Source organism: Brevibacterium sp. W7.2 (assembly GCF_018137945.1).
Lineage (GTDB): Bacteria > Actinomycetota > Actinomycetes > Actinomycetales > Brevibacteriaceae > Brevibacterium > Brevibacterium sanguinis.
The window spans coordinates 3,830,275-3,852,386 of sequence record NZ_CP073089.1; the positions used below are offsets into that span (position 1 = coordinate 3,830,275).

The 22,112-nt window shown below is 67.7% G+C and carries 19 protein-coding genes and 2 tRNA genes; 10 read left to right on the plus strand and 11 right to left on the minus strand.

The window, feature by feature from the left end:
- Positions 1-134 precede the first annotated feature (134 nt).
- Positions 135-512: a DUF488 family protein gene (locus J9315_RS17220; protein WP_211978501.1), complete on the plus strand. Its 378-nt coding sequence runs from the start codon at positions 135-137 to the stop codon at positions 510-512.
- A 56-nt stretch (positions 513-568) separates the two neighbouring features.
- Here the strand turns inward: J9315_RS17220 and J9315_RS17225 are convergent, their stop codons facing one another.
- Both J9315_RS17225 and J9315_RS17230 read right to left on the minus strand, forming a co-directional pair.
- Positions 569-1,321: a 3-keto-5-aminohexanoate cleavage protein gene (locus J9315_RS17225; RefSeq protein ID WP_211978502.1), complete on the minus strand. Its 753-nt coding sequence runs from the start codon at positions 1,319-1,321 to the stop codon at positions 569-571.
- Between the two features lie 90 nt (positions 1,322-1,411).
- Positions 1,412-1,621 carry a DUF5808 domain-containing protein gene (locus J9315_RS17230; protein WP_211978503.1) on the minus strand — a complete coding sequence of 70 codons (210 nt, stop codon included), beginning with the start codon at positions 1,619-1,621 and terminating at the stop codon, positions 1,412-1,414.
- A 209-nt stretch (positions 1,622-1,830) separates the two neighbouring features.
- Between J9315_RS17230 and J9315_RS17235 the strand changes: the two genes are divergently transcribed.
- The 3 genes from J9315_RS17235 to J9315_RS17245 all read left to right on the plus strand — a co-directional run bounded on the left by J9315_RS17235 (position 1,831) and on the right by J9315_RS17245 (position 7,122).
- Positions 1,831-2,469, plus strand: coding sequence for a TetR/AcrR family transcriptional regulator (locus J9315_RS17235; RefSeq protein ID WP_211978504.1), 639 nt, complete (start codon positions 1,831-1,833; stop codon positions 2,467-2,469).
- A gap of 225 nt (positions 2,470-2,694) precedes the next feature.
- A complete protein-coding gene (locus J9315_RS17240; protein WP_211978505.1) occupies positions 2,695-4,122 on the plus strand; it encodes an MFS transporter in 1,428 nt (475 codons plus the stop codon).
- Positions 4,123-4,521: 399 nt separating this feature from the next.
- Positions 4,522-7,122: an HNH endonuclease signature motif containing protein gene (locus J9315_RS17245; protein WP_211978506.1), complete on the plus strand. Its 2,601-nt coding sequence runs from the start codon at positions 4,522-4,524 to the stop codon at positions 7,120-7,122.
- Between the two features lie 80 nt (positions 7,123-7,202).
- On the opposite strand, the gene J9315_RS17250 is transcribed toward J9315_RS17245, so the two are convergent.
- Entirely contained in the window at positions 7,203-7,604 is a 402-nt protein-coding gene (locus tag J9315_RS17250; RefSeq protein WP_211978507.1) for a VOC family protein, read from the minus strand.
- A 195-nt stretch (positions 7,605-7,799) separates the two neighbouring features.
- Between J9315_RS17250 and J9315_RS17255 the strand changes: the two genes are divergently transcribed.
- The 3 genes from J9315_RS17255 to J9315_RS17265 all read left to right on the plus strand — a co-directional run bounded on the left by J9315_RS17255 (position 7,800) and on the right by J9315_RS17265 (position 12,471).
- Complete coding sequence (locus J9315_RS17255) at positions 7,800-9,173, plus strand: NAD-dependent succinate-semialdehyde dehydrogenase (protein ID WP_211978508.1); 1,374 nt, start codon at positions 7,800-7,802, stop codon at positions 9,171-9,173.
- Between the two features lie 274 nt (positions 9,174-9,447).
- Positions 9,448-9,708, plus strand: a complete 261-nt coding sequence (locus J9315_RS17260; RefSeq protein WP_198500101.1) for a hypothetical protein — start codon at positions 9,448-9,450, stop codon at positions 9,706-9,708.
- Positions 9,709-9,888: 180 nt separating this feature from the next.
- Complete coding sequence (locus J9315_RS17265) at positions 9,889-12,471, plus strand: excinuclease ABC subunit UvrA (RefSeq protein WP_211978509.1); 2,583 nt, start codon at positions 9,889-9,891, stop codon at positions 12,469-12,471.
- On the opposite strand, the gene J9315_RS17270 is transcribed toward J9315_RS17265, so the two are convergent.
- On the minus strand, positions 12,441-12,896 hold the full coding sequence (locus J9315_RS17270) for a MarR family transcriptional regulator (RefSeq protein ID WP_137824615.1): 456 nt from the start codon (positions 12,894-12,896) through the stop codon (positions 12,441-12,443). The two genes, J9315_RS17265 and J9315_RS17270, sit on opposite strands and share 31 nt — an antisense overlap.
- 152 nt (positions 12,897-13,048) lie before the next feature.
- Here J9315_RS17270 and J9315_RS17275 point away from each other — a divergent pair, with 152 nt between their 5' ends.
- Complete coding sequence (locus tag J9315_RS17275; RefSeq protein ID WP_211978510.1) at positions 13,049-14,272, plus strand: MFS transporter; 1,224 nt, start codon at positions 13,049-13,051, stop codon at positions 14,270-14,272.
- A gap of 7 nt (positions 14,273-14,279) precedes the next feature.
- On the opposite strand, the gene J9315_RS17280 is transcribed toward J9315_RS17275, so the two are convergent.
- From J9315_RS17280 to J9315_RS17290, 3 genes are all read right to left on the minus strand, one after another.
- Entirely contained in the window at positions 14,280-14,945 is a 666-nt protein-coding gene (locus J9315_RS17280; RefSeq protein ID WP_211978511.1) for a metal-dependent transcriptional regulator, read from the minus strand.
- Between the two features lie 25 nt (positions 14,946-14,970).
- Positions 14,971-16,248: a sodium:proton exchanger gene (locus J9315_RS17285; RefSeq protein WP_249120964.1), complete on the minus strand. Its 1,278-nt coding sequence runs from the start codon at positions 16,246-16,248 to the stop codon at positions 14,971-14,973.
- 387 nt (positions 16,249-16,635) lie between these two features.
- A complete protein-coding gene (locus tag J9315_RS17290) occupies positions 16,636-18,075 on the minus strand; it encodes a DHA2 family efflux MFS transporter permease subunit (protein ID WP_249121096.1) in 1,440 nt (479 codons plus the stop codon).
- Positions 18,076-18,339: 264 nt separating this feature from the next.
- Between J9315_RS17290 and J9315_RS17295 the strand changes: the two genes are divergently transcribed.
- A complete protein-coding gene (locus J9315_RS17295; RefSeq protein ID WP_211978514.1) occupies positions 18,340-19,410 on the plus strand; it encodes an Atu2307/SP_0267 family LLM class monooxygenase in 1,071 nt (356 codons plus the stop codon).
- A gap of 19 nt (positions 19,411-19,429) precedes the next feature.
- Here J9315_RS17295 and J9315_RS17300 read toward each other — a convergent pair whose 3' ends face one another.
- Positions 19,430-19,933 carry a MarR family transcriptional regulator gene (locus J9315_RS17300; RefSeq protein ID WP_211978515.1) on the minus strand — a complete coding sequence of 168 codons (504 nt, stop codon included), beginning with the start codon at positions 19,931-19,933 and terminating at the stop codon, positions 19,430-19,432.
- 92 nt (positions 19,934-20,025) lie between these two features.
- On the opposite strand from J9315_RS17300, the gene J9315_RS17305 reads away from it, so the two are divergent.
- Positions 20,026-20,811 carry an SDR family oxidoreductase gene (locus tag J9315_RS17305; RefSeq protein ID WP_211978516.1) on the plus strand — a complete coding sequence of 262 codons (786 nt, stop codon included), beginning with the start codon at positions 20,026-20,028 and terminating at the stop codon, positions 20,809-20,811.
- 244 nt (positions 20,812-21,055) lie between these two features.
- Here the strand turns inward: J9315_RS17305 and J9315_RS17310 are convergent, their stop codons facing one another.
- From J9315_RS17310 to J9315_RS17320, 3 genes are all read right to left on the minus strand, one after another.
- A complete protein-coding gene (locus tag J9315_RS17310) occupies positions 21,056-21,454 on the minus strand; it encodes a VOC family protein (RefSeq protein ID WP_211978517.1) in 399 nt (132 codons plus the stop codon).
- Between the two features lie 283 nt (positions 21,455-21,737).
- Positions 21,738-21,810 (minus strand) — tRNA-Ala (locus J9315_RS17315).
- Positions 21,811-21,961: 151 nt separating this feature from the next.
- A tRNA-Ile gene (locus J9315_RS17320) sits at positions 21,962-22,035 on the minus strand.
- Positions 22,036-22,112: the final 77 nt, after the last annotated feature.

Sequence of the window (22,112 nt, forward strand, 5' to 3'; positions counted from 1 at the left end):
CCTCCTCGCCGGCCCGGCCCAGGCCCCTCGACGGTCGGTGTTCTCCCAGGTCGGAGGGTCGATGACGAGGAGCGGCCGGGTGGTGCGGAGAGCTAGACTGGGTGGCCCAGCAACGATGGAAGGTGGAGAGCACGATGGCGAAGGGGCACCCTGTCCATGTCCGCCGCATCTATGACGATCCGAGCCCCGCTGACGGGGCGCGCATCCTCGTCGATCGCCTCTGGCCGCGCGGAGTGAGCAAGGAGCGCGCAGACCTCACCGAGTGGCTGAAGGACGTCGCCCCCTCGACGGGCCTGCGGAAGTGGTACTCCCATGACCCCGCGAAGTTCGCGGAGTTCTCCCGCCGTTACCGCGCGGAGCTCGCCGATGATGACCACGCCGAGGCGTTCGCGGCGCTGCGCGACTATGCGGAGAAGGGTCCCGTCACCCTCCTCACCGCCTCGAAGCACGCCGAGATCAGCGAGGCCGCCGTCCTCGACCACGTCCTCCAGCACTCAGGCGACGAGGCGTAGGCGGCGGACCCGTTCGACCGGGCCCGTGCTCAGTGCCGGCTTCGATCCGCCTGCGTTCACACCCTCGCGGGAACGCACGTCGAGGCGAGTCGGCGCACCGCCTCGGCGACGAGCTCGCTGTTGCTCTCGGCCGGCAGGCCATCGGGAAGCACGAGCGTGTCCTCGAGCCCGATGCGCGTGGCATACCCCCAGGCAGCGGCGAGGTCGAGCACCGGCCACGCGGTCGTGCCCTCTCCGTGGAGGAGGATCGGGAGCTCGGGTTCGCGAGATTCCACGCCGCCGATGAGCCGCTCGGCGACGCTGTCGACCGGCAGCAGCTCGTCGGGCTGGATCTCGATGAGCGCTCTCAGGCACGACGACCGGTGAGGGGATGCGGCCCAGGCGGTCAGTCCCCGCTCATGCCAGATCCCAACCTCGATCCCGATCCCATGCGCGAGGAGAGCTCCGGCCACCTCGTCGGCACCGTCTTCGTGCCAGTTCACGGACGCGAAGTCGGGAAGGATCCTCCACGAGGTGATCGCGGCGATCCGATCGGACGCTTCGGGCGCGGCCCACGCTCCCGTGGTGACGCCGACGGGCACTCCCGGGCACGCCGCGCGGATGGCGCTGAGGACTCGGCCGACATCGGTTCCGAGCAGACTGTCACGTCCGCCTGATGACTTGGCATGGACGTGAACCGCAGCGGCACCGGCGGCGATTCCGGCGGCTGCCTCAGCAGCGATGTCACCGGCATCCGACGACAGCCGTGGATGATCGGCAAGCGTCCGCGAACCGTTGACGCAGACCTTGAGCAGCCCATCCCCTCTCATGCCGCCACCGTAGCTCACGGTGCTGACGCAGAGAGCGCCGAGGCGGCCCGGTTTCTCGACCTCTGCGCGTGGATCTCTGCGCGCGGCCGGTCAGAACGCGACGCCCCAGACGATGACGGCAACGATGACGATGAGGACGATGAGCGTCCAGATGCTGCCGAAGTTGAGCGTCCAGCCGACGCCGAATCTCTTCGGAACGAGGAAGCCGGGATCCCGCGGACAGAAATAGAGGAGACCGAACTTCCAGTGCGCGTCGTCCTCTCGCATCGCCTGCTTCTCACCTGCGCTCAGCGAACTCATCGCGTCTCTCCTCCCGCTCGACTCGTGCTGCCCTTCTGACTGCTTCACGCCGCCGCTTCTCACCGCTTGCCGATCATCCTGCGAGGTCACAGGCCTGATCGACCAACGCCGGCGACCACAATGACGACATTCGCTGTCAGGGTACACCCGCCTCGGCGCTGGGGAAATTTTATTGGACACGACTGTCCATAATGATCTACGCTCGACCCATGGGCAGGAAGAAGACGTTCGACGAACAGGCGGTGATCGACGCCGCGATCGCCGTGTTCAGCGAACACGGGTACACGGGAACGGACGTCGGACTCGTGTGCGAGCGCGCCGGGATCGGCCGGTCGAGCTTCTACAACACGTTCGAGAGCCTCGACGCCGTCTTCCTCCGCGCGCTCAGCGACTACACGGCCACGGGCATTCCGCTGCGCGAGCACCTTGGGACGAGCGCGCTGCCGGTTCCGGTGCTCGTGGTCGAGCGCCTCGGCGGGGCTCTGGCGCAGCAGTGCGCCGATGAGAAGCGCACCGGGTGCCTCTCCGCGAACACCGCCGCTGAACTCGGCCGGGAGGTCGACGCCGTGTGCACGATCCTCGATCCCGATCGTGCCGCGTGGCTGACGACCTATCGCGCGCTTCTCGTCCGCGGTCAGACCGAGGGGCACATCCGCCCGGACCTCGAAGCCGCTGTCACTGCCGAGCTCATCCACAGCGTGCTCGCCGGCCTCCGCATCGCCGCCCGCGTCATGCCCGCCGACAACGTCCAGGCCCAGGCCAGGACCTTCGTCGAGAGCCTCTGCACCCCGGACGGCGTGACAACCCTGGCCGCGACGACTCCGATGCCGCTGCCCTCGTCCACCTGACCCCACCGATAAGGCCTGACCCCACTGATAAGTGAGGCATGTCCGTGCTGCGTGATGTGCCCCGCCCCGCTGCCAACCGAACGACGCTCCACTGACTGCCGGACGCGCTGCTGACCGAACGACTCGCCACCGACCACTGGACACTCCACCGGCCGCAAAGCGCGCCACTGACTGCCGAACACTCCGCCCACCGCACGACTCTCCGCCGACCGAAAGCAGGACAGCATGACGACTCCGGACCGCGCCTCCGCTGAGGCCGTCCCAGGCTCTGCCTCCGCCCCCGGACACGCCTCCGGGCCCTCCATCCCCGGACCGAAACCGCGCGTTCCCGCCCAGGTCTACCTGCTCGCCGCGGTGATCTTCTGCCTCGGCACCTCGGAGTTCATGATCGCGGGGATCCTCGAGCCGATCAGCGGCGACCTCGCCATCTCGATCCCGCAGGCCGGCCTCCTCATCACGGGATTCGCCGTCGGCATGATCGTCGGGGCGCCCGCGATGGCCCTGCTCACCCTCAAACTTCCGCGCCGGGCGACGATGATCATCACGATCGTCGCCTTCTCAGCGCTCCACATCCTCGGCGCTCTTGCCCCCGACTACACCGTTCTCATGGTCAGTCGCGTCCTCTCCGCGATCGCGTGCGGTGGGTTCTGGGCGGTCGCGGCAGTGCACACGACGCGGATCTCGCCTCCCGCCGTGCACGGCCGGGCGCTCGCGAGCCTCGTCGGCGGACTCACCGTGGCGAACCTCGTCGGCGTGCCGATGGGCACGTGGATCGGCACGCAGTTCGGCTGGCGCGCGACCTTCTGGGCCGTCGCCGTCGTCACCGCGCTCGCCGCGATCCTCATCGCCTTCGCCACCCGCCCGCGAGCGGCAGCGAACGGCGCGGGCAGCCGCACGGCACACGGCGCCGGCGTTGCCGCAGCCGGTGCCGACGACCCCGCGACCGTCGAGGACCATCGCGCCGACATCCACCTCCCGACGCTCATCCGCGCCGAGCTCGTCGCGTTCCGGGGCCCGCGGATCTGGCTCGCACTCGGCACGACGGCCCTCTTCCAGGCCTCCGTGTTCGCCGCCTTCTCGTACTTCTCCCCGCTCCTCACCCAGGTCGCCGGACTCTCGCACGACCTCGTCCCCGGCGTGCTCGCGACCTTCGGCGTCGGCGCGTTCATCGGCGTCGTCATCGGCGGCCGCCTCGCCGACCGCACCGTCGTCGGCAGCCTCACCGCGCTCGCGATCAGCCTGTTCGCGCTGTGGCTCGTCGCCGACGTGGGCTGGGCGGCGATCGTGGCGATGGTCCTCGTCGGGGCCAGCGGCTTCTCGATCGCCGGTGCCCTCAACGCCCGAGTGTTCCAGATCGCGACCGAAGCGCCGACCCTGGCGGCCAGCGTCAACACCTCGGCGTTCAATGTCGGCAATGCGCTCGGCCCCGCTGCCGGGGCGGCGGTCATCGCCCTCGGCTGGGGATTCCGGGCACCGGTCATCGTCGCGATCCTCCTCGCCCTCACCGCGCTCGTCGTCGCCGGCATCGCGATCCGCGTCGAACGCCGCTGGCGTGCGGTTGGGCGGCAGTCCCTCGCCGAGGTGACCACCCCCACGCCATCGACCGCTGAGGCTGCATGCGCCGCGAGGGGCGGCATCGACGAGGAGCGGTGAGCCGCCTCGCGGGTCATCTCTCCCTGTCCTCACCTCTTCATCGGCCGGTCGCGTTCGCAGCGTCGGTCCACTTCCTGCGCGGCGACCGCCCGGGATCGCTCCGGGTACGTGAGAGAGCCCGCGGCGAGAGGGTGCATCGATGCCCTCGTTCGTCCACGGACCTCGAGTCAGATCGTTGCCGCAGTTCGAATCGGCGCACTCTCGTGTCAGTGCCGAATGCCATCATTGGAGGACAAAGAGGAAACATTATGGGGGAGAGATGAAAAATACTTCGAATGGATTTCGAATCGAGTATTGACTTTGACTCTACTAATTCTTTACTATTGATGTACTAGTTCGTTCCATTGATTCGTGGCACCACTCTTCCCCGACACTGTTGTCTGAGGCAGGTGAAACACAATGCGCGGCACCACTGCTCCTCCGAGCAGTCATGATGATCCGATCCCCGTCGATGTCCCCGACACCGACGCACACTCACCTGCGCGCGCCACTGGATCGCCCAATTCTCTCACTGAGTCCCCCGTCTCCCCGTCGTCGGGCAGCGGCTCCCTGTCTTCGGGCAATGACTCCCCGTCGTCGGGCAACTCCCGTTACACGCTGCGCGTCGGGTCGAGCATCACGGATTTCGCTCAGGCATCGGCGGCCGTCGACCGTGCTCAGATGACGGTCTTCGAGCTCACCGCCGGAATCATCCTCGGCGAGGCCGCTGCCGACCTCGACCTTCCCGCGCCGGGCGACGGCGAACCATACAGGTTCGCGTCACTCTCGGAATCGGTCTCGCGTGCCACCACGGGCGCAGGTGGCGAACCGGAGGGCGCCGATGGAGACGGAGGCGAGGCTCCCGCACTGCCCGACTTCCTCCATTTCTCGCTCGACACGACCTTCGCGGCGTGGGTGCACGACCATGTGCACAGCGAACACGTCGCTGAGACATCGACGATCCTCGGCACGACCACCGCCCGCTCATACCGGCACTTCACACAGTCGATGACCCTGATCTTCGGACTCCCGCGATTCACCGCTCGCGCCCTCGACGGCCAGTTCACCCACGCTCAGGTCGTCGCCGTCGCCGACCTCTGCCAGACCGTGGCCTTCAGGCATCTGCCTGAGCTCGACGACCATCTCGCAACCCGTCGAGCCGACATCACCTCCGACACCCTGCGCGCATCGCTGCGCAAGAAGATCAATCTGCTGCAGACCCCGGCCGACCGCGCCGAGGTGGCCGCCGAACGCCGCCGCGTCAGCGTCGAGACGTTCTCCGACGGTTCGGCCTGCCTCATGGTGAACGGACCCGCGGACGAGATCCATGCCTGCTTCGCCCGCGTCCAGGCGATGGCGAGGGCGATCCATGCCGGTCAGACGAACACCTTCGGGCTCCCATCGCGGATCGAGATCATCGATGAACGCGACATCAACGCCCTCATGTGCGACATCCTGCTCCGCCCCCAGCCGAAGCTGCGCATCCGGGTTAGAGAGCTCGACCCGGTGACGGGGATCGAAAGCGAACGGTCGGCCTCGATGCTCGATGACACCGGAGAGCCGCTGTTCTCCGCTGACGCGCGGAGCATCTCCGGCCTCACAGATCTTCTCGATCCCCCAGCGGCCCCAGATCGGAATACGACCGCTGACCCGACCGCCACTAGCGATGGACCCTCCGTCGCGGATCCGCGCACCCGCGGCGGCGACAGTCCGCCCGCCGACACGTATGCGCCCGGCGATCCGCGCACCAGCACAAGCCCGGACACCAGCCGCGAGTCGCGCGACGGCACACCTGTGTCTTGGAGTCCGGGCAGCCCGGGCTCGGCCTTCTTCCCCGGTCCGCAGCCACATCCCGTGCCACGGGAGTATTTCATCGACGTCTCCATGCCGACGGGTCCGCACTGGATCCGCAATCAGGCAGGACTCGTCGTCACGCTTCCGCTCATGTCGCTCCTCGGAGACTCGAACCTTCCCGGCGTCCTGCCCGACGGCTCTCCGATCCCCGCGGAGACGGCGCGTCGCATCGCCGCCGGCTCACCCACGCTCACGCGCATCCTCACGGACCCGGCCACGGGCACTCCGATCAACGCCCAGGCGAAGACGTATGCGATTCCCCAGCAGGTGAGAAGGACGCTCATCTCCCAATGGATGATGTGCACCGTGCCAGGCTGTCGGAGAACAGCGGAGAAGTCTGAGATCGACCATGTCGACCCCTTCAATCACGACGACCCGAGCCACGGCGGGCTGACGCGATTCGGCAACCTCCATCCCCTGTGCAAGAAGGACCACGCGCTCAAGACCGCCCGGCGATACTCGGTGCGCATGGCGGACCGGGGGTCGGCGACCCCGGCCGTCGACTACCAATTCGGGCACGGCCTCATGACCACGGTGACAGCACCCGACCAGCCGATCAATGCGGCGCAGGCGATCGAACTCTGCGAACTCCTCCGGGAGAAGCCGCTGCGACGAGCCGTGCCGGACCATGCGGTGCCCGACGAGTCCGCGATCGTCGAGGTCATGCCCACCGAGGCGCAGATCGCCGAGTGGGAGGCCGAAAACAGTCGGGTCGCGGACGAGGCCGCTCGGCAGACGGCGATGAAGGACGCCATCGCCCGCTCCGAAGCCGCTCGGCGCAGACGCCGGCTCTGGCAGGCGCTCCATTGGAATGAGATCGACTGGAACGAGATCGGCCACCAGAAGAGCCTCCCGCCGGGATCCGATCTGCTCACGATGAAGGCACTGCCACCAGGCCCCACCGTTCGCAGACCCCGTCGCGACGAACCCGATCCCGGACAGCTGCAGGCGGAGCGGAGATGGCGAGCCCGATCGTCGACGCCGTGCGCCTACTTCGACACGAGGATCGCCGAGGCGGTGGCCGAGCATTTCCCGGGCAATGAGACGTTCACCGATGACGGCGTCATCGGCCCCGACGAGCCACTCGAATACCCTCAGACCTTCGGTGGAGGCTCAGATGAGAGGATCTGGGACCACGACCCGACATGCGATCCGCCCCCGTTCTGACCGGGACCGAAGCTCCGTGGGCCGTGCAGGAGCCCAGTGGGCTGTGCAGGCACTCGGCCAGGAGGAGTATCGCACCGTCATCAGAGCTTCTCCGAACTCTGCGGGAACTCCGCTCCCGGGGCAGGCTCCCACAGTTCGATCCGGTTGCCTTCGGGATCGGTCACCCACCCGAAGCGTCCGATGCCCTCCATCTCCTGGATCTCATCGACGACGTCCGCCTCGGCGGCCTGCAGCTGCTCGAGCATCGCATCGAGATCGTCCACTCGGAAGTTGAGCATCGTCTGCTGCCGATCGACACCATCGGGCCGTGACCCGAAGTAGTCGGTCTCGTCCTCGAACGCCGCGACCACCGTCGGTCCCGCCGCCTGACGCCACACCCCGTCCGTCATGTCGATGCCGAGCATGTCCTGATACCACGCGGACAACGCCTCGGGGTCACGGGCACGCATGAAGTATCCGCCGATTCCGGTCACTCTCTCCATGCCAGCCACCTTACGTTCGGCCTCGACCCACGGGAACCCCCACCGCTCGTCGGAACTCCCCGTGCACCCGGCCCCCACCTCGGCGCGCATCCCATCATTCGGGAATCTCAGGAATGGGACCCGCACACGATGCGTTCCGCTGACAGGTCTACGCTCGACACTGACCACGACTCCCACATGCGAAAGGACATCCCCATGAGCAGATTCGCTGTCACCAACGCCAACACCGGTGAGCTGGAGGAGGAATTCCCCTCGGTTCCCGTCGGGGAGATTCCCGGTTACATCGACCGCGGTCATGACGCCTTCACCGCGTGGAAGGACACCCCGCTCATCGAACGCTCGGCGATCCTCCGTCGGTTCGCCGACCTCGTCGACGCCAATGCCGACGAGATGACCGACATCATCGGTCGGGAGATGGGCAAACCGAAGCAGCAGGGCCTCGCCGAGGTCGACAAGGTCGCCCGCACCGCCCGCTGGTTCGCCGATCACGCCCACATGCACCTCAATCCCACGGAGCTGCCGTCTGCCGGAGCCGCCCGCAGCTACGTCCGCCACGACCCCCTCGGCGTGCTGCTCGGCATCATGCCGTGGAACTTCCCGTACAACCAGATCGCCCGCTTCGTCATCCCCAACCTCGTCGTCGGGAACGCGATCATCATGAAGCAGGCGTCGATCTGTCCGAAGTCCTCCCAGTACTTCGCCGACCTCCTCGTCGAGGCGGGCCTGCCGGTCGGCGTGTACCAGAACATCTACCTCGACAGCTCCCACGCCGAGGAGGTGCTCAAGGATCCGCGGGTCAAGGGCTTCTCGCTCACCGGCTCCGAGGCCGCCGGCGCCTCCGTCGCGGGAATCGCGGCGAAGTACCTCAAGCGCTCCGTCCTCGAGCTCGGCGGCAACGATCCCCTCGTCGTCCTCGACTCGACCGACGTCCCGGCGCTGGCGAAGAAGGTCGTCGGCATCCGCCTGACGAACGCGGGCCAGGTGTGCACCTCACCGAAGCGCTTCATCGTCGTCGACGAGCTCTACGACGAGTTCGTCGCCGAGGCGAAGAAGGCCGTCGAGGCGACGAAGGTCTCGACCTTCGATGATCCCGAGGTGGGCATGGGACCGCTGTCGTCGGAGAGCGCCCGCGATGAGATCGTCGAGCGGATCCAGAAGTCCGTCGAGGACGGCTCGACCCTGGTCACCGGAGGCCAGAAGCTCGACCGTCCCGGCTGGTTCATGTCGCCGGCCCTGCTCACCGACATCGACCCGGACTCCGATCTCGGCTGCAACGAGCTCTTCGGACCGGCGGTGATGATCTACCGGGCGAAGGACGAGGAGGACGCGCTGCGCATCGCCAACCACTCCGACTACGGGCTGATGAGCTCGGTGTGGACGGACGACCTCGAGAAGGGCGAGCGCTTCGCCGCCCGGATCAACGCCGGCATGAGCTTCGTCAACTCGCACATGGAATCCGGTCCGGAGTACCCGTTCGGCGGCATCAACCGCTCCGGCTACGGGCGCGAGAACGCCGAGTGGGCGCTGCGCGCGTTCACCAACGAGCACCTCATCCGCGTCCACCCCTGACCCCGCGGCGAGCCCGACCGTGCCGCGCTGACTGGTCTGCGGCGGGTCCCGACACCTGAGCGCCCACCGTCATGCGGACGGTGGGCGCTCGCGCAGTGATCGGCGGCGGTGTCCAGGGCGGGCCTGTCATCGGCGGCAATGCCAGCTGACAATGATGTTTGTCGCCATTCGGGGTGGACAGTCGTACCGGGCGGTGCCAGACTGAACTTCCATCCAACGGGGCCCGACCCATCGCGCCACGGGGTATCGCCCCACTGTCGAGAAAGGTCTGCACATGTCCGAGAACACCAACGAATCCGGTTCCGTCACCGCTTCCGAAGCCGCCCGCATCATGGACGACCCCAACTCCACCGAGGAGCAGCGTTCGGTCGCCGCCAGTGTGCTGCGCCAGTCCGGCGGCCGCGACGGTGAGACGAGCGCGTGGGTCGCCTCCGAAGCCGGAGACCTCACCCGCGAAGGTGACTCCGAGGAGGTTCGCTCCGTCGCCGCAAGCGATCTGTCCCAGGCGGACAAGGAACGCGACGAGAACTCCTGACCCCTGACGGCACTGCCCTTTGCGGCACCGCCTCAGGCCGGTGGCGATCCCGCCACCGGCCTGTCGCATGTCCGGGTCACCTCCGCCGATGGCATGATCGAGTGCCGATGGCATGATGGAAAGCCGCCGACACCGCCGCCGTGACGGCGACGGCGCGAATATGACGGAAAGGACGCTGACATGGACGAACGCGACGTCGTTCCCGGGCACATCGCGGTTCGCGGCGCCCACGAGCACAACCTCCGCGACATCGACATCGACATCCCCCGCGACACCGTCGTCGCCTTCACCGGCATCTCCGGTTCGGGCAAGTCCTCGCTGGCCTTCGGCACGATCTACACGCACTCGCGGCAGCGCTACCTCGAATCCGTCGCCCCTTACGCCCGGCGCCTCATCGACCAGGGTTCGCCCCCGCGGGTCCGCCTCATCACGGGTCTGCCGCCGGCCGTCGCCCTCCGACAGCAGCAGTCCGGCAGCACCCGCTCGACCGTGGGCACCGTCTCCCGGGTCTCCAACGTCCTCCGCATGCTCTACTCACGGTCCGGCACCTACCCCGAGGGCTACCGTCCTGCCGATCTCGCCGGCAAGTTCCCCCGGGACGCCGCACCGCTGGACTCCGACAGCTTCTCCCCGAACACCGCAGTCGGCGCATGCCGCACCTGCTCCGGCATGGGGCGTCTCCTCCAGGTCGACGAGGACCTCCTCGTCGGCGATCCCCACCTGAGCATCGACGACGGCGCGATCGTCGCGTGGCCGGGGGCCTTCGGCGGGAAGAACAACCGGCGCGTCCTCCGCGACCTCGGCATCGACATCACCGTCCCGTTCGACTCCCTGCCCGCCGACACCCGGGAGTGGGTGCTCACGACCAGCGACCGGCCCACCATCGTCGTCGAGGAGGGCTACAAGGGCACGTACATGAGCCCCAAGCGCTGGGTCGAGCACACCTTCGCCGACTCGCCGTCGGCGCGGATGCGGGCGAAGGCCGCGTCCTTCATGACCGACAAGCTCTGCCCGACCTGCCACGGCAAACGGCTCAACCCCGAAGCCCTCGCCGTGACGATCGCCGGCATCGACATCGCCGAGGCGGCCCGACTTCCCCTCACCGGTCTCGTCTCCTTCCTCGAAGCCGCCCGCACCCATCCGGCGACGACCGAGCTCTCCGTCGAACGCCACCAGGCCGCGCAGGCGCTCATCGACGCCCTGATCAGCCAGCTGGGCACGATGGTCGACCTCGGCCTCGGCTATCTCGAAGTCGCCCGCCCCACCTCGACGCTCTCGAGCGGTGAGCTCAAGCGCCTCCACCTGGCCACGCAGCTGCGCAGCGGCCTCTTCGGCGTCCTCTACGTGCTCGACGAACCCTCGGCCGGTCTCCATCCCGCCGACCTCGAGCTCCTGCTGACCGCCCTCACACGGCTCAAGGACGACGGCAACACCGTCTTCGTCGTCGAGCACAGCGCGCAGGTCGTCCGCGCCGCCGATTGGATCGTCGACCTCGGTCCCGGAGCCGGTCGGTACGGGGGTGAGGTGCTCTTCAACGGACCGTCGGCCGGTCTCGCCGAGGTGGCCGACTCGGTCACTGCCCGCTACCTCGGCGCTGCGCCTCCGCTTCCGCCAGGCGGGTCGGGGGCGCGGCAGCTCACCGATTGGGTCGAGCTCCGCGACGTCACCGGACACAACCTCACCGGCATCGACGTCCGGCTGCCGCTCCACGCGCTCTCGGCGATCACGGGAGTCTCGGGCTCCGGGAAGACCTCCGTGCTCACGGCCCTGGCCGATGCCATCCGGGCCCGCCTCGACTCGGCCGAGGTCGCAGCTGATGAGGAGCGCAATCCGGCCGCAGTCGAGATCGGGGACGAACTCGTCCACGGGGTGCCCGTCTGGGACCTCGGCAGCGATGAGCTGACGACGGGATCGACGTCCGGCCTCGAGGCCCTCGAGCGCATCATCGTCGTCGACCAGAAGCCGATCGGGCGGACCTCCCGGTCGACACCGGCCACCTACACCGGCCTCTTCGACGGCGTCCGCAGGCTCTTCGCGGCCCAGCCCGGGGCGAAGGAGCGCGGGTTCGGGGTCGGGCGGTTCTCGTTCAATCAGCCGGAGGGACGGTGCCCGGTCTGCCTCGGCGACGGAGTCGTGAGCATCGAGCTCCTCTTCATGCCGACGGAGACGGCGCCGTGTCCGGAATGCCACGGCAAGCGCTACAACCCCGAGACCCTCGAGGTCACCTACCGCGACCGGACGATCGCCGATGTGCTCGCGATGACCGTCGATGAGGCCGCGGACTTCCTCGCCGAGGTGCCGGTGGCGACGACGATCCTCACCCTGCTGCAGAACATCGGACTCGGCTATGTCAGCCTCGGGCAGAGCGCGCCGACCCTCTCCGGCGGAGAGGCGCAGCGGATCAAGCTCGTCTCCGAACTCCACCGGTCATCGCGGGGGCGCAGCCTCTACATCCTCGACGAGCCGACGACGGGTCTCCACCCGGCCGACATCGACATGCTCATCGGTCAGCTCCAGCGGCTCGTCGATGCCGGGAACACAGTCGTCATCGCCGATCACGATCTGCGCACGCTGCGCGTCGTCGACTGGATCGTCGACCTCGGACCCGGGGCCGGCACGGACGGCGGGTCGATCGTCGCGAAGGGAACCCCCACGGACCTCGCCGCCCAGGGCGCCGCTGCTGCCGGCTCCACGGCCAACGGTGCCGGCGCAGCGGCCGGCCTCACCGCCGCCTACCTCGCAGCGGCCGGGGCCTCTGCGTAGAGCGCGGTGACGAGCGGTTCGAGTTCGGGCATCTCGCGGGCTTCGGCGAGGGTCTCCTCGAGCACCCGGTCATGGGTCGGGTGCGCGGCGAGGAGCAGCTTCTCCCCCGCCGGTGTGAGCTCGGTGTAGATGCCGCGCCGGTCATCGGCGCAGAGGATGCGGGTGAGCAGCCCCCGATCCTCGAGGCGCGTGACGAGCCGCGTCGTCGCGCTGCTCGAGAGCGCCGCCGCTCGGGCGAGCTGACTCATCCGCATATGCCATCCGTCCTGCCTGCTCAGGGCGTCGAGCACGGTGAACTCGACGACGGAGAGCTCGTGTTCGCGTTGCAGGCTCTTCTCGAGCCGGGTGTCGATGAGGCCGTGGAGCGCGGCCAGGGTGCGCCAGCCGCGGGCGCGGATCTCCACGGCGTCGTCCCTGATGCCCATGTGTTCCTCCTCGCAATCTCGATCTCCCTATGATACACCACTTGCGCCGATAGACCGCGTGTGCAAGTATTTATTTCCATGCGTCTGCAACTACTGCACACGCCGCATATTGCACAAGCACCTCACAGACCACCGTTCCGGAAGGACACCTCATGCCACTCGCGCTCCTCGCACTCGCCATCGGCGGGTTCGGAATCGGACTCACGGAGTTCGTCATCATGGGCCTGCTGCCCGAGGTCGCCGCCGACTTCGCCGTCACGGAGACCGTCGCCGGCTACCTCATCTCCGGTTACGCCCTCGCCGTCGCGCTCGGCGCCATCCTCATCACCGTCGCCCTGACCAGGGTCAACCGCAAGACCGCGCTCGTCGGCCTCATGGTCCTCTTCATCATCGGCAACGCGCTCTCCGCCCTCGCCCCGACCTACGAGATGATGATGATCGGGCGCATCGTCGCCGCCCTCTGCCACGGCGCGTTCTTCGGCATCGGCTCGGTCGTCGCCGCCGGACTCGTCGCCCCGAATCGGCAGGCCGCCGCCATCTCGATGATGTTCGCGGGCCTCACCAGCGCCAACGTCCTCGGCGTTCCCCTCGGCACGTTCCTCGGCCAGGCCGCCGGCTGGCGCTCGACCTTCTGGGCGATCGCGATCATCGGCATCATCGCCCTCGTCGGCATCGTCACCCTCATCCCCAGGGACGCCGGACGCGCGACCGCGACCGGCAGTATCCTCGGCGAGTTCCGGATCTTCCGCACGCCGCAGGTGTGGGCCTCGATCCTGCTCACCGTCCTCGGCTACGGCGGCATGTTCGGCGCCTTCACCTACATGGCGTTCACCCTCACCGGCGTCTCCGGCTTCGCCGCCTCGACCGTGCCGTGGCTCCTCGTCCTCTTCGGCGTCGGACTCTTCATCGGCAACTTCCTCGGCGGGCGCGCCGCCGATCGGAGCCTCGGTGCCACTCTGCTCACCCTGCTCATCGGCCTCGTCGTCATCCTCGCCGTGTTCTCGCAGGTCGCAGGCTCGCAGCCGGCGACGATCATCGCGCTCTTCCTCATGGGCGGCTTCGGCTTCGCCACCGTGCCGGCGCTGCAGATGCGCATCATGAACCATTCGGGGACGGCGCAGACCCTCGGGTCGGGCGCGAACATCGCCGCGTTCAACGTCGGCAACGCCTTCGGCGCCTGGGTCGGCGGACTGACGATCGCCGCGGGCCTCGGCTACGCCTCCCCGCTCTGGGCCGGCGCGCTCGTCACCCTGGCCGGCCTCGTCGTCTTCGTCATCGCCGGACTCTCCCGCGGGGGAGAGCTGCGCCGAGGCGGTCCGGCCTCCCGGGACGAGTCGACGCGAGAGACCGCTGAGGCTCCGGCGACCGCGGGCTGAGGTCTGCTCACCATGCCACCCGGATCGCCTCGGCGGCGCTGAGGGCGAGTTCGACGGGCACTCCGTCGATGCTCACCCCGATCGCCGAGGCGGCCGGGTTGACGGCTGTCACCTGGAGAACCGTGCCGAGCACGATGCCGCGGGCCTTCAGGTAGCGCAGCAGTTCGGGGGAGCGATCGGAGACGCGGACGACGGTGACATCGCGACCGGGAGTCACCTCGGCGAGTGAGAGGTTCGGTGCCGCTTCGGTGCGACCGTCGGCATCGGGGATCGGGTCCCCGTGCGGATCCCGGGTGGGGCCGCCGAGCACGGCATCCATCCGCTCGAGCACGAGGTCGGAGACCGCATGCTCGAGGCGGTCGGCTTCATCGTGGACCTGATCCCAGCTCAGTCCGAGCTTCTCGACGAGGTAGGTCTCGACGATCCGGTGCCGACGGACGATCTCGACGGCGATCTCCCGCCCGGCCGGGGTGAGGGCGATCGCCCCATAGGGCTCGTAGTCGAGGTAGCCGTCCTTCGCGAGCTTCTTGAGGTTCGCCGAAACCGTCGAGGCGGTCACGCCCAGCTGTTCGGCGAGATCCGTCGTGGCGGGACGGCCTCCGGGCCATTCGTAGGCCTTCCAGATGAGGGTGACGTAGTCCTCGACCATGCGGGTGACTGCGGGACGTGGCACGTTGACCATTCTATGCATGGGGATCCTACGCGCGCGGTCCCGTCGTCGCCCCCGCCTCGGCGGGGTCCGTCCTCTCCGCCGCGGCCGCCGTCAGCTGCGTCGTGCGGCGGAACGGGGCGGCAAGGGTCGGAATGATGTCCCTGCGGTGGAGGATGAGGAAGATGATCGCGAGGACGACCTGGATCGCCGAGAGCACGTAGCGTCCGGTCGTGTCGGTGACGAAGAACTGGATGCCGAAGAGCGCGGCGAGTCCGACCGCGGGGATCCAGTGGAAGCGCAGGGCCAGGATGATGGCGACGCCGAGGATGGTCTGCGTGGCCGTGAGCGTGAACTCCTCGACCTGCCGGGCGTCGAGGGGCAGCATCGTGTCGCCGCCGCCGAGGAAGTGGGCGACGGGCAGGGAGCCGACGAGCAGGCTCCACTGGTTGACCTTCGAGGCGATGAGCGTGGCGATCGCCGCACCGCCGAGTCCGCGGAGGGCGAACATCGCGGCGATGATGAACTCCGGTGACTCCGAGGCGAGCGGGGCGAGCCACTGGACGAGGAAGTAGGAGTCGATGCCGAGCGTCGAGCCGGAGGCCACGAGCGCCTCGGCGAAGGGCTCAGCCGAGGTGAGGATGATCGCCGCGGAGACGATGAACATCGCCACGACGGTGACCCGGCGGGCCCGCGTCGGCATCGAGACGATGAGGGCTGCGGCGCCGACGAACTCCTCGTCGCTGGTGTCGGCGCCCTGGCCGGCCCGCCACAGGTAGAGCCCGAAGATGACGATGAGGCCGATGCCGAACCACAGCGGGATGCTGCCGATGAGCGGGATGATGAACGCGATGAGGGCGAGGATGACGAGGAAGCCGATGTCCATCCGGCTCTCGCCGCTCAGCTGCAGGGCGCGGTTGACCGGGCCGCCGGTGCGCTTCGAGACGCGGTAGGCGACGAGGAGGGCGATGATGACGACGAGCGGCCAGCCGAAGCCGAGGAGCAGGCGGTTCGACCCGGTCATGTTCGCGGCCGCGAAGTGGAGGTACTGCGGGTCCGAGCCCGACCGGTACGCGTAGTAGAGGTCGACGGCGTACTCGGGGAGGACGGCGATGAGGGCGAGGAGCGCGATCGCCAGCGCCCCGGCGATGTCCTTCTGGGCGGCCTCGGCGGCCCAGGCGAGGAGGAACGCGGCGGCGACGATCGCGGCGCCGAAGAGGACGAGCTCGATGACGGGGGCGATCTCGATGCCGGCGATGCGCACGACGACGGCGGGAGCGGCGACGAGCAGGCAGAGGATGATGCGGCGGATGAGTGCAGGGGGCACGTGGACTCCTTCAACGTGCCGCAGCCGGGGAGGACCTCGGACGCGACAAGCGGCCGAAGGTCTCGTTCGCCTCACGCGCCCCATCTCAGTCGATGAGGTCCCTGCGAGGTGCCGCGCCGGGCGGTCCTCGTGACCGCCAGTGTGTCGACAGGGCTCAAGCCGGTGGTCGCCGGCGAGGAACTACTCCCCTTCGCCCTCCAGGCTCGTCCACGCGGGTTCGGTGTGTCTACGCACACCTGAGACTTGGGCATCCCACACAATTGCCGCAGCCCTCGTCTACCCCGAGATCTCGGGGCAGACGAGGGCTGTCGCCGGTGTGCTAGTGGCTCAGATCACCGGAGCGGGGACGGTCGCGACGTCAGCGGCCGGCAGTCGGATGCCGCCGGCTCACGAGTTGTCGTCGACGAGCGGAGCCTCGTCGCGGGTGACCTCCCGCTGGTCCTCGGGCTTCTGGATGAAGAACGCGAGGACGACGGGGACGAGCCCGATGATCGACGCGAGCAGGAACGCATTGTGGGCGCCGGGGGCGCCGGCTTCGGCGACGCTCTCACCGGCGGCCTGTCCGGTGTGCAGCGCCGAGGAGTAGATCGAGATGAGCAGGGCGGTGCCCGCCGCACCGGCCACCTGCTGCAGCGTGTTGAGCGCCGCCGATCCGTGCGAGTAGAGGTGCCGTTCGAGGGATCCCAGCGACGCCGAGAAGAGCGGGGTGAACGATCCGGCGAGGCCGAGGGACATGCCGATCTGGATGATGACGAGGACCCACACCGGGGTGCCGATGCCGACGTTCGAGTACGCGAACATCGCCGAGGCGATGAGGATCGTGCCGGGGATGAGCAGCGTCCGCGGTCCCTTGGCGTCGTAGATCCGACCCATCACCGGGCCGAGGAGGCCCATGAGGATCGACCCCGGCAGCAGGACGAGGCCCGACTGGGTCGCACCGAGGCCGACGACGTTCTGCAGGTAGAGCGGCAGGAGGGAGAGCGTGCCGAACATCGAGAGCGCGACGACGGCCATGATGATGACCGAGAGGACGTAGTTGCGCGAGGTGAACACGCGCAGATCGAGCAGCGCCCGATCCGCTCTGATGAGGACGAGCTGCCGCCACACGAAGAGGCCGAGGAAGATGAGGCCGCCGGCGATCGCCGTCCACGCCAGGCCCGTGCCCGCCGAGGCGCCGGCACCGGATTCGCCGCCGCCGAACTGGCTGAGGCCGAAGACGATGCCGCCGAAGGCGAACGCCGAAAGGATGATCGAGACGGCGTCGATGGGGGCGTGGGTGGTCTCGCCGAGGTTGGTCATCCACTTCGCGCCGAGACCGAGGGCGATGAGGCCGATCGGCAGGACGATGCCGAAGAGCCAGCGCCAGCCGAGGGAGTCGAGGACGATGCCCGACATCGTCGGGCCGATGGCCGGAGCCAGGGAGATGACGAGGCTGACCCGTCCCATCATGCGGCCCCGCTGATGCGGCGGGACGACGTTCATCATCGTCGTCATCAGCAGCGGCATCATGATGCCCGTGCCGCCGGCCTGGACGACGCGTCCGAGCAGGAGCATCGGGAAGCCCTGCGAGAGCAGGCAGATGAGCGTGCCGAGACAGAAGAGGATCATCGCGGTGAGGAAGATCTGCCGCGTCGTGAAGCGCTGGAGGAGGAAGCCGGTCGTCGGGATGACGACGGCCATCGTGAGCATGAACGCGCTCGTCAGCCACTGGCCGAGTTCCGGCGGGATGTGGAGCGAGCGGTTGAGTTCGGGTATCGCGATCGCCATCGTCGTCTCGTTGAGGATCGCGACGAAGGCGGCGACGAGAAGCAGCCAGATGACCCGCATCCCCGCTGGATCGATGACGTCATCGCTCGAGGCTGAGGCAGGGGTGGTGTTCTTGTCGGTCGACAAGTCAGGACTCCGATCGGACGTGGTGGTCGGTCTCCGCAGATGAGGCGGGATCTCAGGCAGACACAGCACTCAACGGCGACGTCGTTGGGCTTATTCCGGCTGCAGGAAGAATTGTCGCACAGTTCTCCTCTCCGGCCTCCAGCGTCGCATGCGGTGCTGACACGGAATCTTTCGCACCGCCTCGGCGTTGGCAGGATCATGACGGACACTGAGGATACGACGCAGACAGACTCAGCAGGCAGGGACGTGGAGTTCGGGGTCGACACCTTCGGGGCGGTGACGATCAGCGGTGACGGTTCCCCGGTGACGCAGTCGCAGGCGATCCGCGACATCGTCGACGACGTGGTCCTCGCCGATGAGGTGGGTCTCGACTTCTTCGGGGTCGGGGAGCATCACCGGCCCGACTTCGCCGTCTCGAGTCCGGAGATGGTGCTCTCGGCGGCTGCGGCGCGGACGAAGTCGATCCATCTCGGATCGACGGTCACCGTGCTCAGCTCCGATGACCCGGTGCGAGTCTACGAGCGCTTCGCGACCCTCGATGCGGTCTCGCACGGACGGGCCGAGATCGTCGCGGGACGCGGCTCGTTCATCGAGTCGTTTCCGCTCTTCGGGTATGACCTCAGCGACTACGAGGTGCTCTTCGAGGAGAAGCTCGAGCTGCTCGCGAAGCTGCTGCGGGACCAGCCGGTGACGTGGCAGGGAACGACGCGGGCGCCGCTGTCGAACCAGTCCGCGTACCCGACCACGGAGAAGCCGATTCCCGCCTGGGTCGGGGTCGGCGGCAGCCCCGAATCGGTGGTGCGCACCGCGAAGTACGGGTTCAACCTGTTCCTCGCGATCATCGGCGGCGCACCCGAGCGGTTCGCCCCCTATGTCGACCTCTTCAAGCGCGCGCAGGACGAATACGGTGTGCCGCATCGGCCCGTGGCCATCCACTCGCCGGGCCTCGTCGCCGACACCGATGAGGCGGCGCGCGAGCTCGTCGCCGAGGGCTGGCTGCGGTCGCGGAAGAAGATCGGCCGCGAACGCGGCTGGCCCCCGCCGCAGCCGGGCGACTTCGAGGCGGAGATCGAGTCCGGCTCCCTCTACGTCGGCTCCCCGGAGACCGTGGCGAAGAAGATCGCGAGAACCGTGCGCGCCCTCGGCGTCAACCGCTTCGACCTCAAGTACGACCAGGCCGAGGTCACGCACGCCGCGCTGCAGACGTCGATCGGCCTCTATGGGGAATCGGTGGTCCCGCTCGTCAAGGACATCCTCTCCGGCAGCTGACCGCGGGCGGGAGCCGAACTCACTGTTTCGGACGCCAACCGGCACCCGCGTCGATGGCATCGGCGATTCTCAGGCTGGCGTCCCGGAGCGCCATCGCCTGATCGTCGCTGAGCGCATCGAAGACCAGACGACGGACCAGCTCGGCGTGGGCCGGAGACGCGTCGGAGACGATGTCGAGGCCGCTCTCAGTCAGTCGCGCAACGGTGACCCGACCGTCGTCGGGATCGGCGTTCCTGATTGCCAGCCCTCGCTTCTCAAGACGTGCGACTGCACGGGAGAGGCGAGAAAGAGTGCTGTTGGCAAACCGGGCCAAGGCACTCATTCGCAACGTGTGCCCGTCGGCTTCTGACAGGGCGAAGAGGATGCCGAACTCGAAGTGGCTGATCCCCCAGTTCTCCTGCAGCTGCGCATCGAGCACCGGCGGCAGCCATTCGAGCACTGTGGCCAGGGCCGACCAGGTCTCGAGCTGAGACCCCGAGAGGGGACCGCCGCGCTGCAGATCTGAGGATTCCTCGGAGGTCATCCGACCACAGTAGTCGATTACTTGACCAGGAAACCATTCGCGCTTAGTTTTTACTTGTCTGAGAAAGTAAATGAGCGGCAGGGAGTGCAACGATGAGTCTGCAGGGCAAAACTGTGTTCATCAGTGGGTCGACTCGTGGAATCGGCCATGCCATCGCTGTGGGGTGTGCGGCTGACGGCGCCGAGGTGATTGTGCACGGACGCACCGAACCGGCAGTCGACGCGGCCATCGATCGAATCCGTGCTGCGGTGCCCGGAGCGTCGATCAGCGGGTGTGCGGCCGATCTGGCCGTAAGCGTGGAGGTATCAGGGCTCCTCGACCGGCTCCGAGACCTCGGGGTCGACGTGCTCATCAACAACGCCGGGATCTTCGACGTCGCCGACTTCACGACGATCAACGATGATGAGTGGTCGCGGTATCTCACTGTCAACCTCATGGCCGGAGTGCGGCTGTCGAGGGCCCTCCTCGGCGGCATGCTCACGCGGAATTGGGGCCGAATCATCTTCATCGGAACCGAGTCGGCCGTCGATGTGCCCGCGGATATGATCCACTACGGAACGACCAAGGCCGCGGCGCTGGCACTGAGCAACGGACTCGCGAAACTCACCAAGGGCACTGCGGTGACCGTGAATACCGTTCTCGGTGGTCCGACCTATTCTGACGGGGTTTCCGCACGCATCGAGGAGATCGCGGCAGAACGGGAGATTTCGACCGAACAGCTGAAATCCGGCCTCGTGCGCCCGACGTCGCTGCTCGGACGCTTCATCGACCCGGAGGAAATCGCCGACGTGGTGGTCTTCCTCGCCGGTCGTCGTTCCTCAGCGATCAACGGAGCGGCGGTGCGAGTCGACGGCGGCGTCCTCACGACGCTGACGTGAGTGCACTCGCCATGCAACTCGTTCAACGCGCGGCGCAGGGAGCACCGTGTCCATCGCTGTCCGGATGCTCGATCAAGCGCTCGTGCGGATGAGTTGAGGCCGCACAGTGTGTCCGTCCCCGACGTGCGGCCTCCGCGGAGGCTGTATCCGGTACCGCCGGGCGGGGAAGCACCGAGGGAACAGACAGGAGCCGAGCAGCACCCGACGGTGAGCCTGTCGCGCGAACGCAACCTGGGCTGGGACCTCACTCCGGATCCGTCGCCACCCCGGATGCGTCGGCGCCAGCCGGTTCCCAGAGCTGGATGACGTTGTCTTCCGGGTCGGTGAGGATCGCGAACCTGCCGTTGGGATAGGTCTCCGGATCGACGTCCACCGCGATCCCGGCCTGCCGCAGCTGCGAAACCATCAGGTCGAGGTCGGCGACGCGGAAGTTCACCGACCAGGTCTTGGCCGGTCCACCGAAATGCTCCGAGTCCGCGGGCATGGCCGCGAACACGGTCGGGCCGGACTGCTGCCACCACGAGGGCGTGTCGTAGGTCTCGGGAGGTGCCTCGACTCCCAGATGCCGTTCGTACCAGGCGGTCAGCTCATCGGGCCGCTCAGCGCGAAAGAAGACCCCACCGATACCGGTCACACGTTCCATGCCCTCCTCGCTTCCGTCGTTGAGCTCTGGATGGTCCGCCGTTCGGGGCAGTCTGGTCTGGGCAGTCTAGTTCACTCCGGCTGTGTGTGACGCCCGAGACGGGTCGGAAGGAGACGAATCGTCTCTGCGGAACGGGATCCGGTATCGAGGATGACAGTCAGTATCGAGGACGGCAACAGTATCGAGAAGGGCTGGGGCAGCAGACACATCCCGGGCACGACGAAGGCCCCGAACCAGAGGTCCGGGGCCAACGCCTGCGAGTGCTGTCTCAATTGCTCTCGAGTGGAGGTAAGGGGACTCGAACCCCTAACCCTCTGCTTGCAAAGCAGATGCGCTACCAATTGCGCCATACCCCCAGGTGGGTTATCACCCTACACCGAGTCGGTGTGCTTTGACCATTCGGCCTGGGCACGCTGATTCGTGTGCCGCCACCGGAAGAACACCCCCAGCCCCACAAGGGTGAGACCGGAGAGAATCCACTTCTTCATGATCCTCCTCGAAAGGAAGTGGGCCTACCTGGACTTGAACCAGGGACCTCTTCGTTATCAGCGAAGCGCTCTAACCGCCTGAGCTATAGGCCCTTTTCGGGGTGAACCCGAAGTAAAAATATACCGAACGGCGCATCCCCTGCACAAATCCGCGCGCCGTGACACGCCTC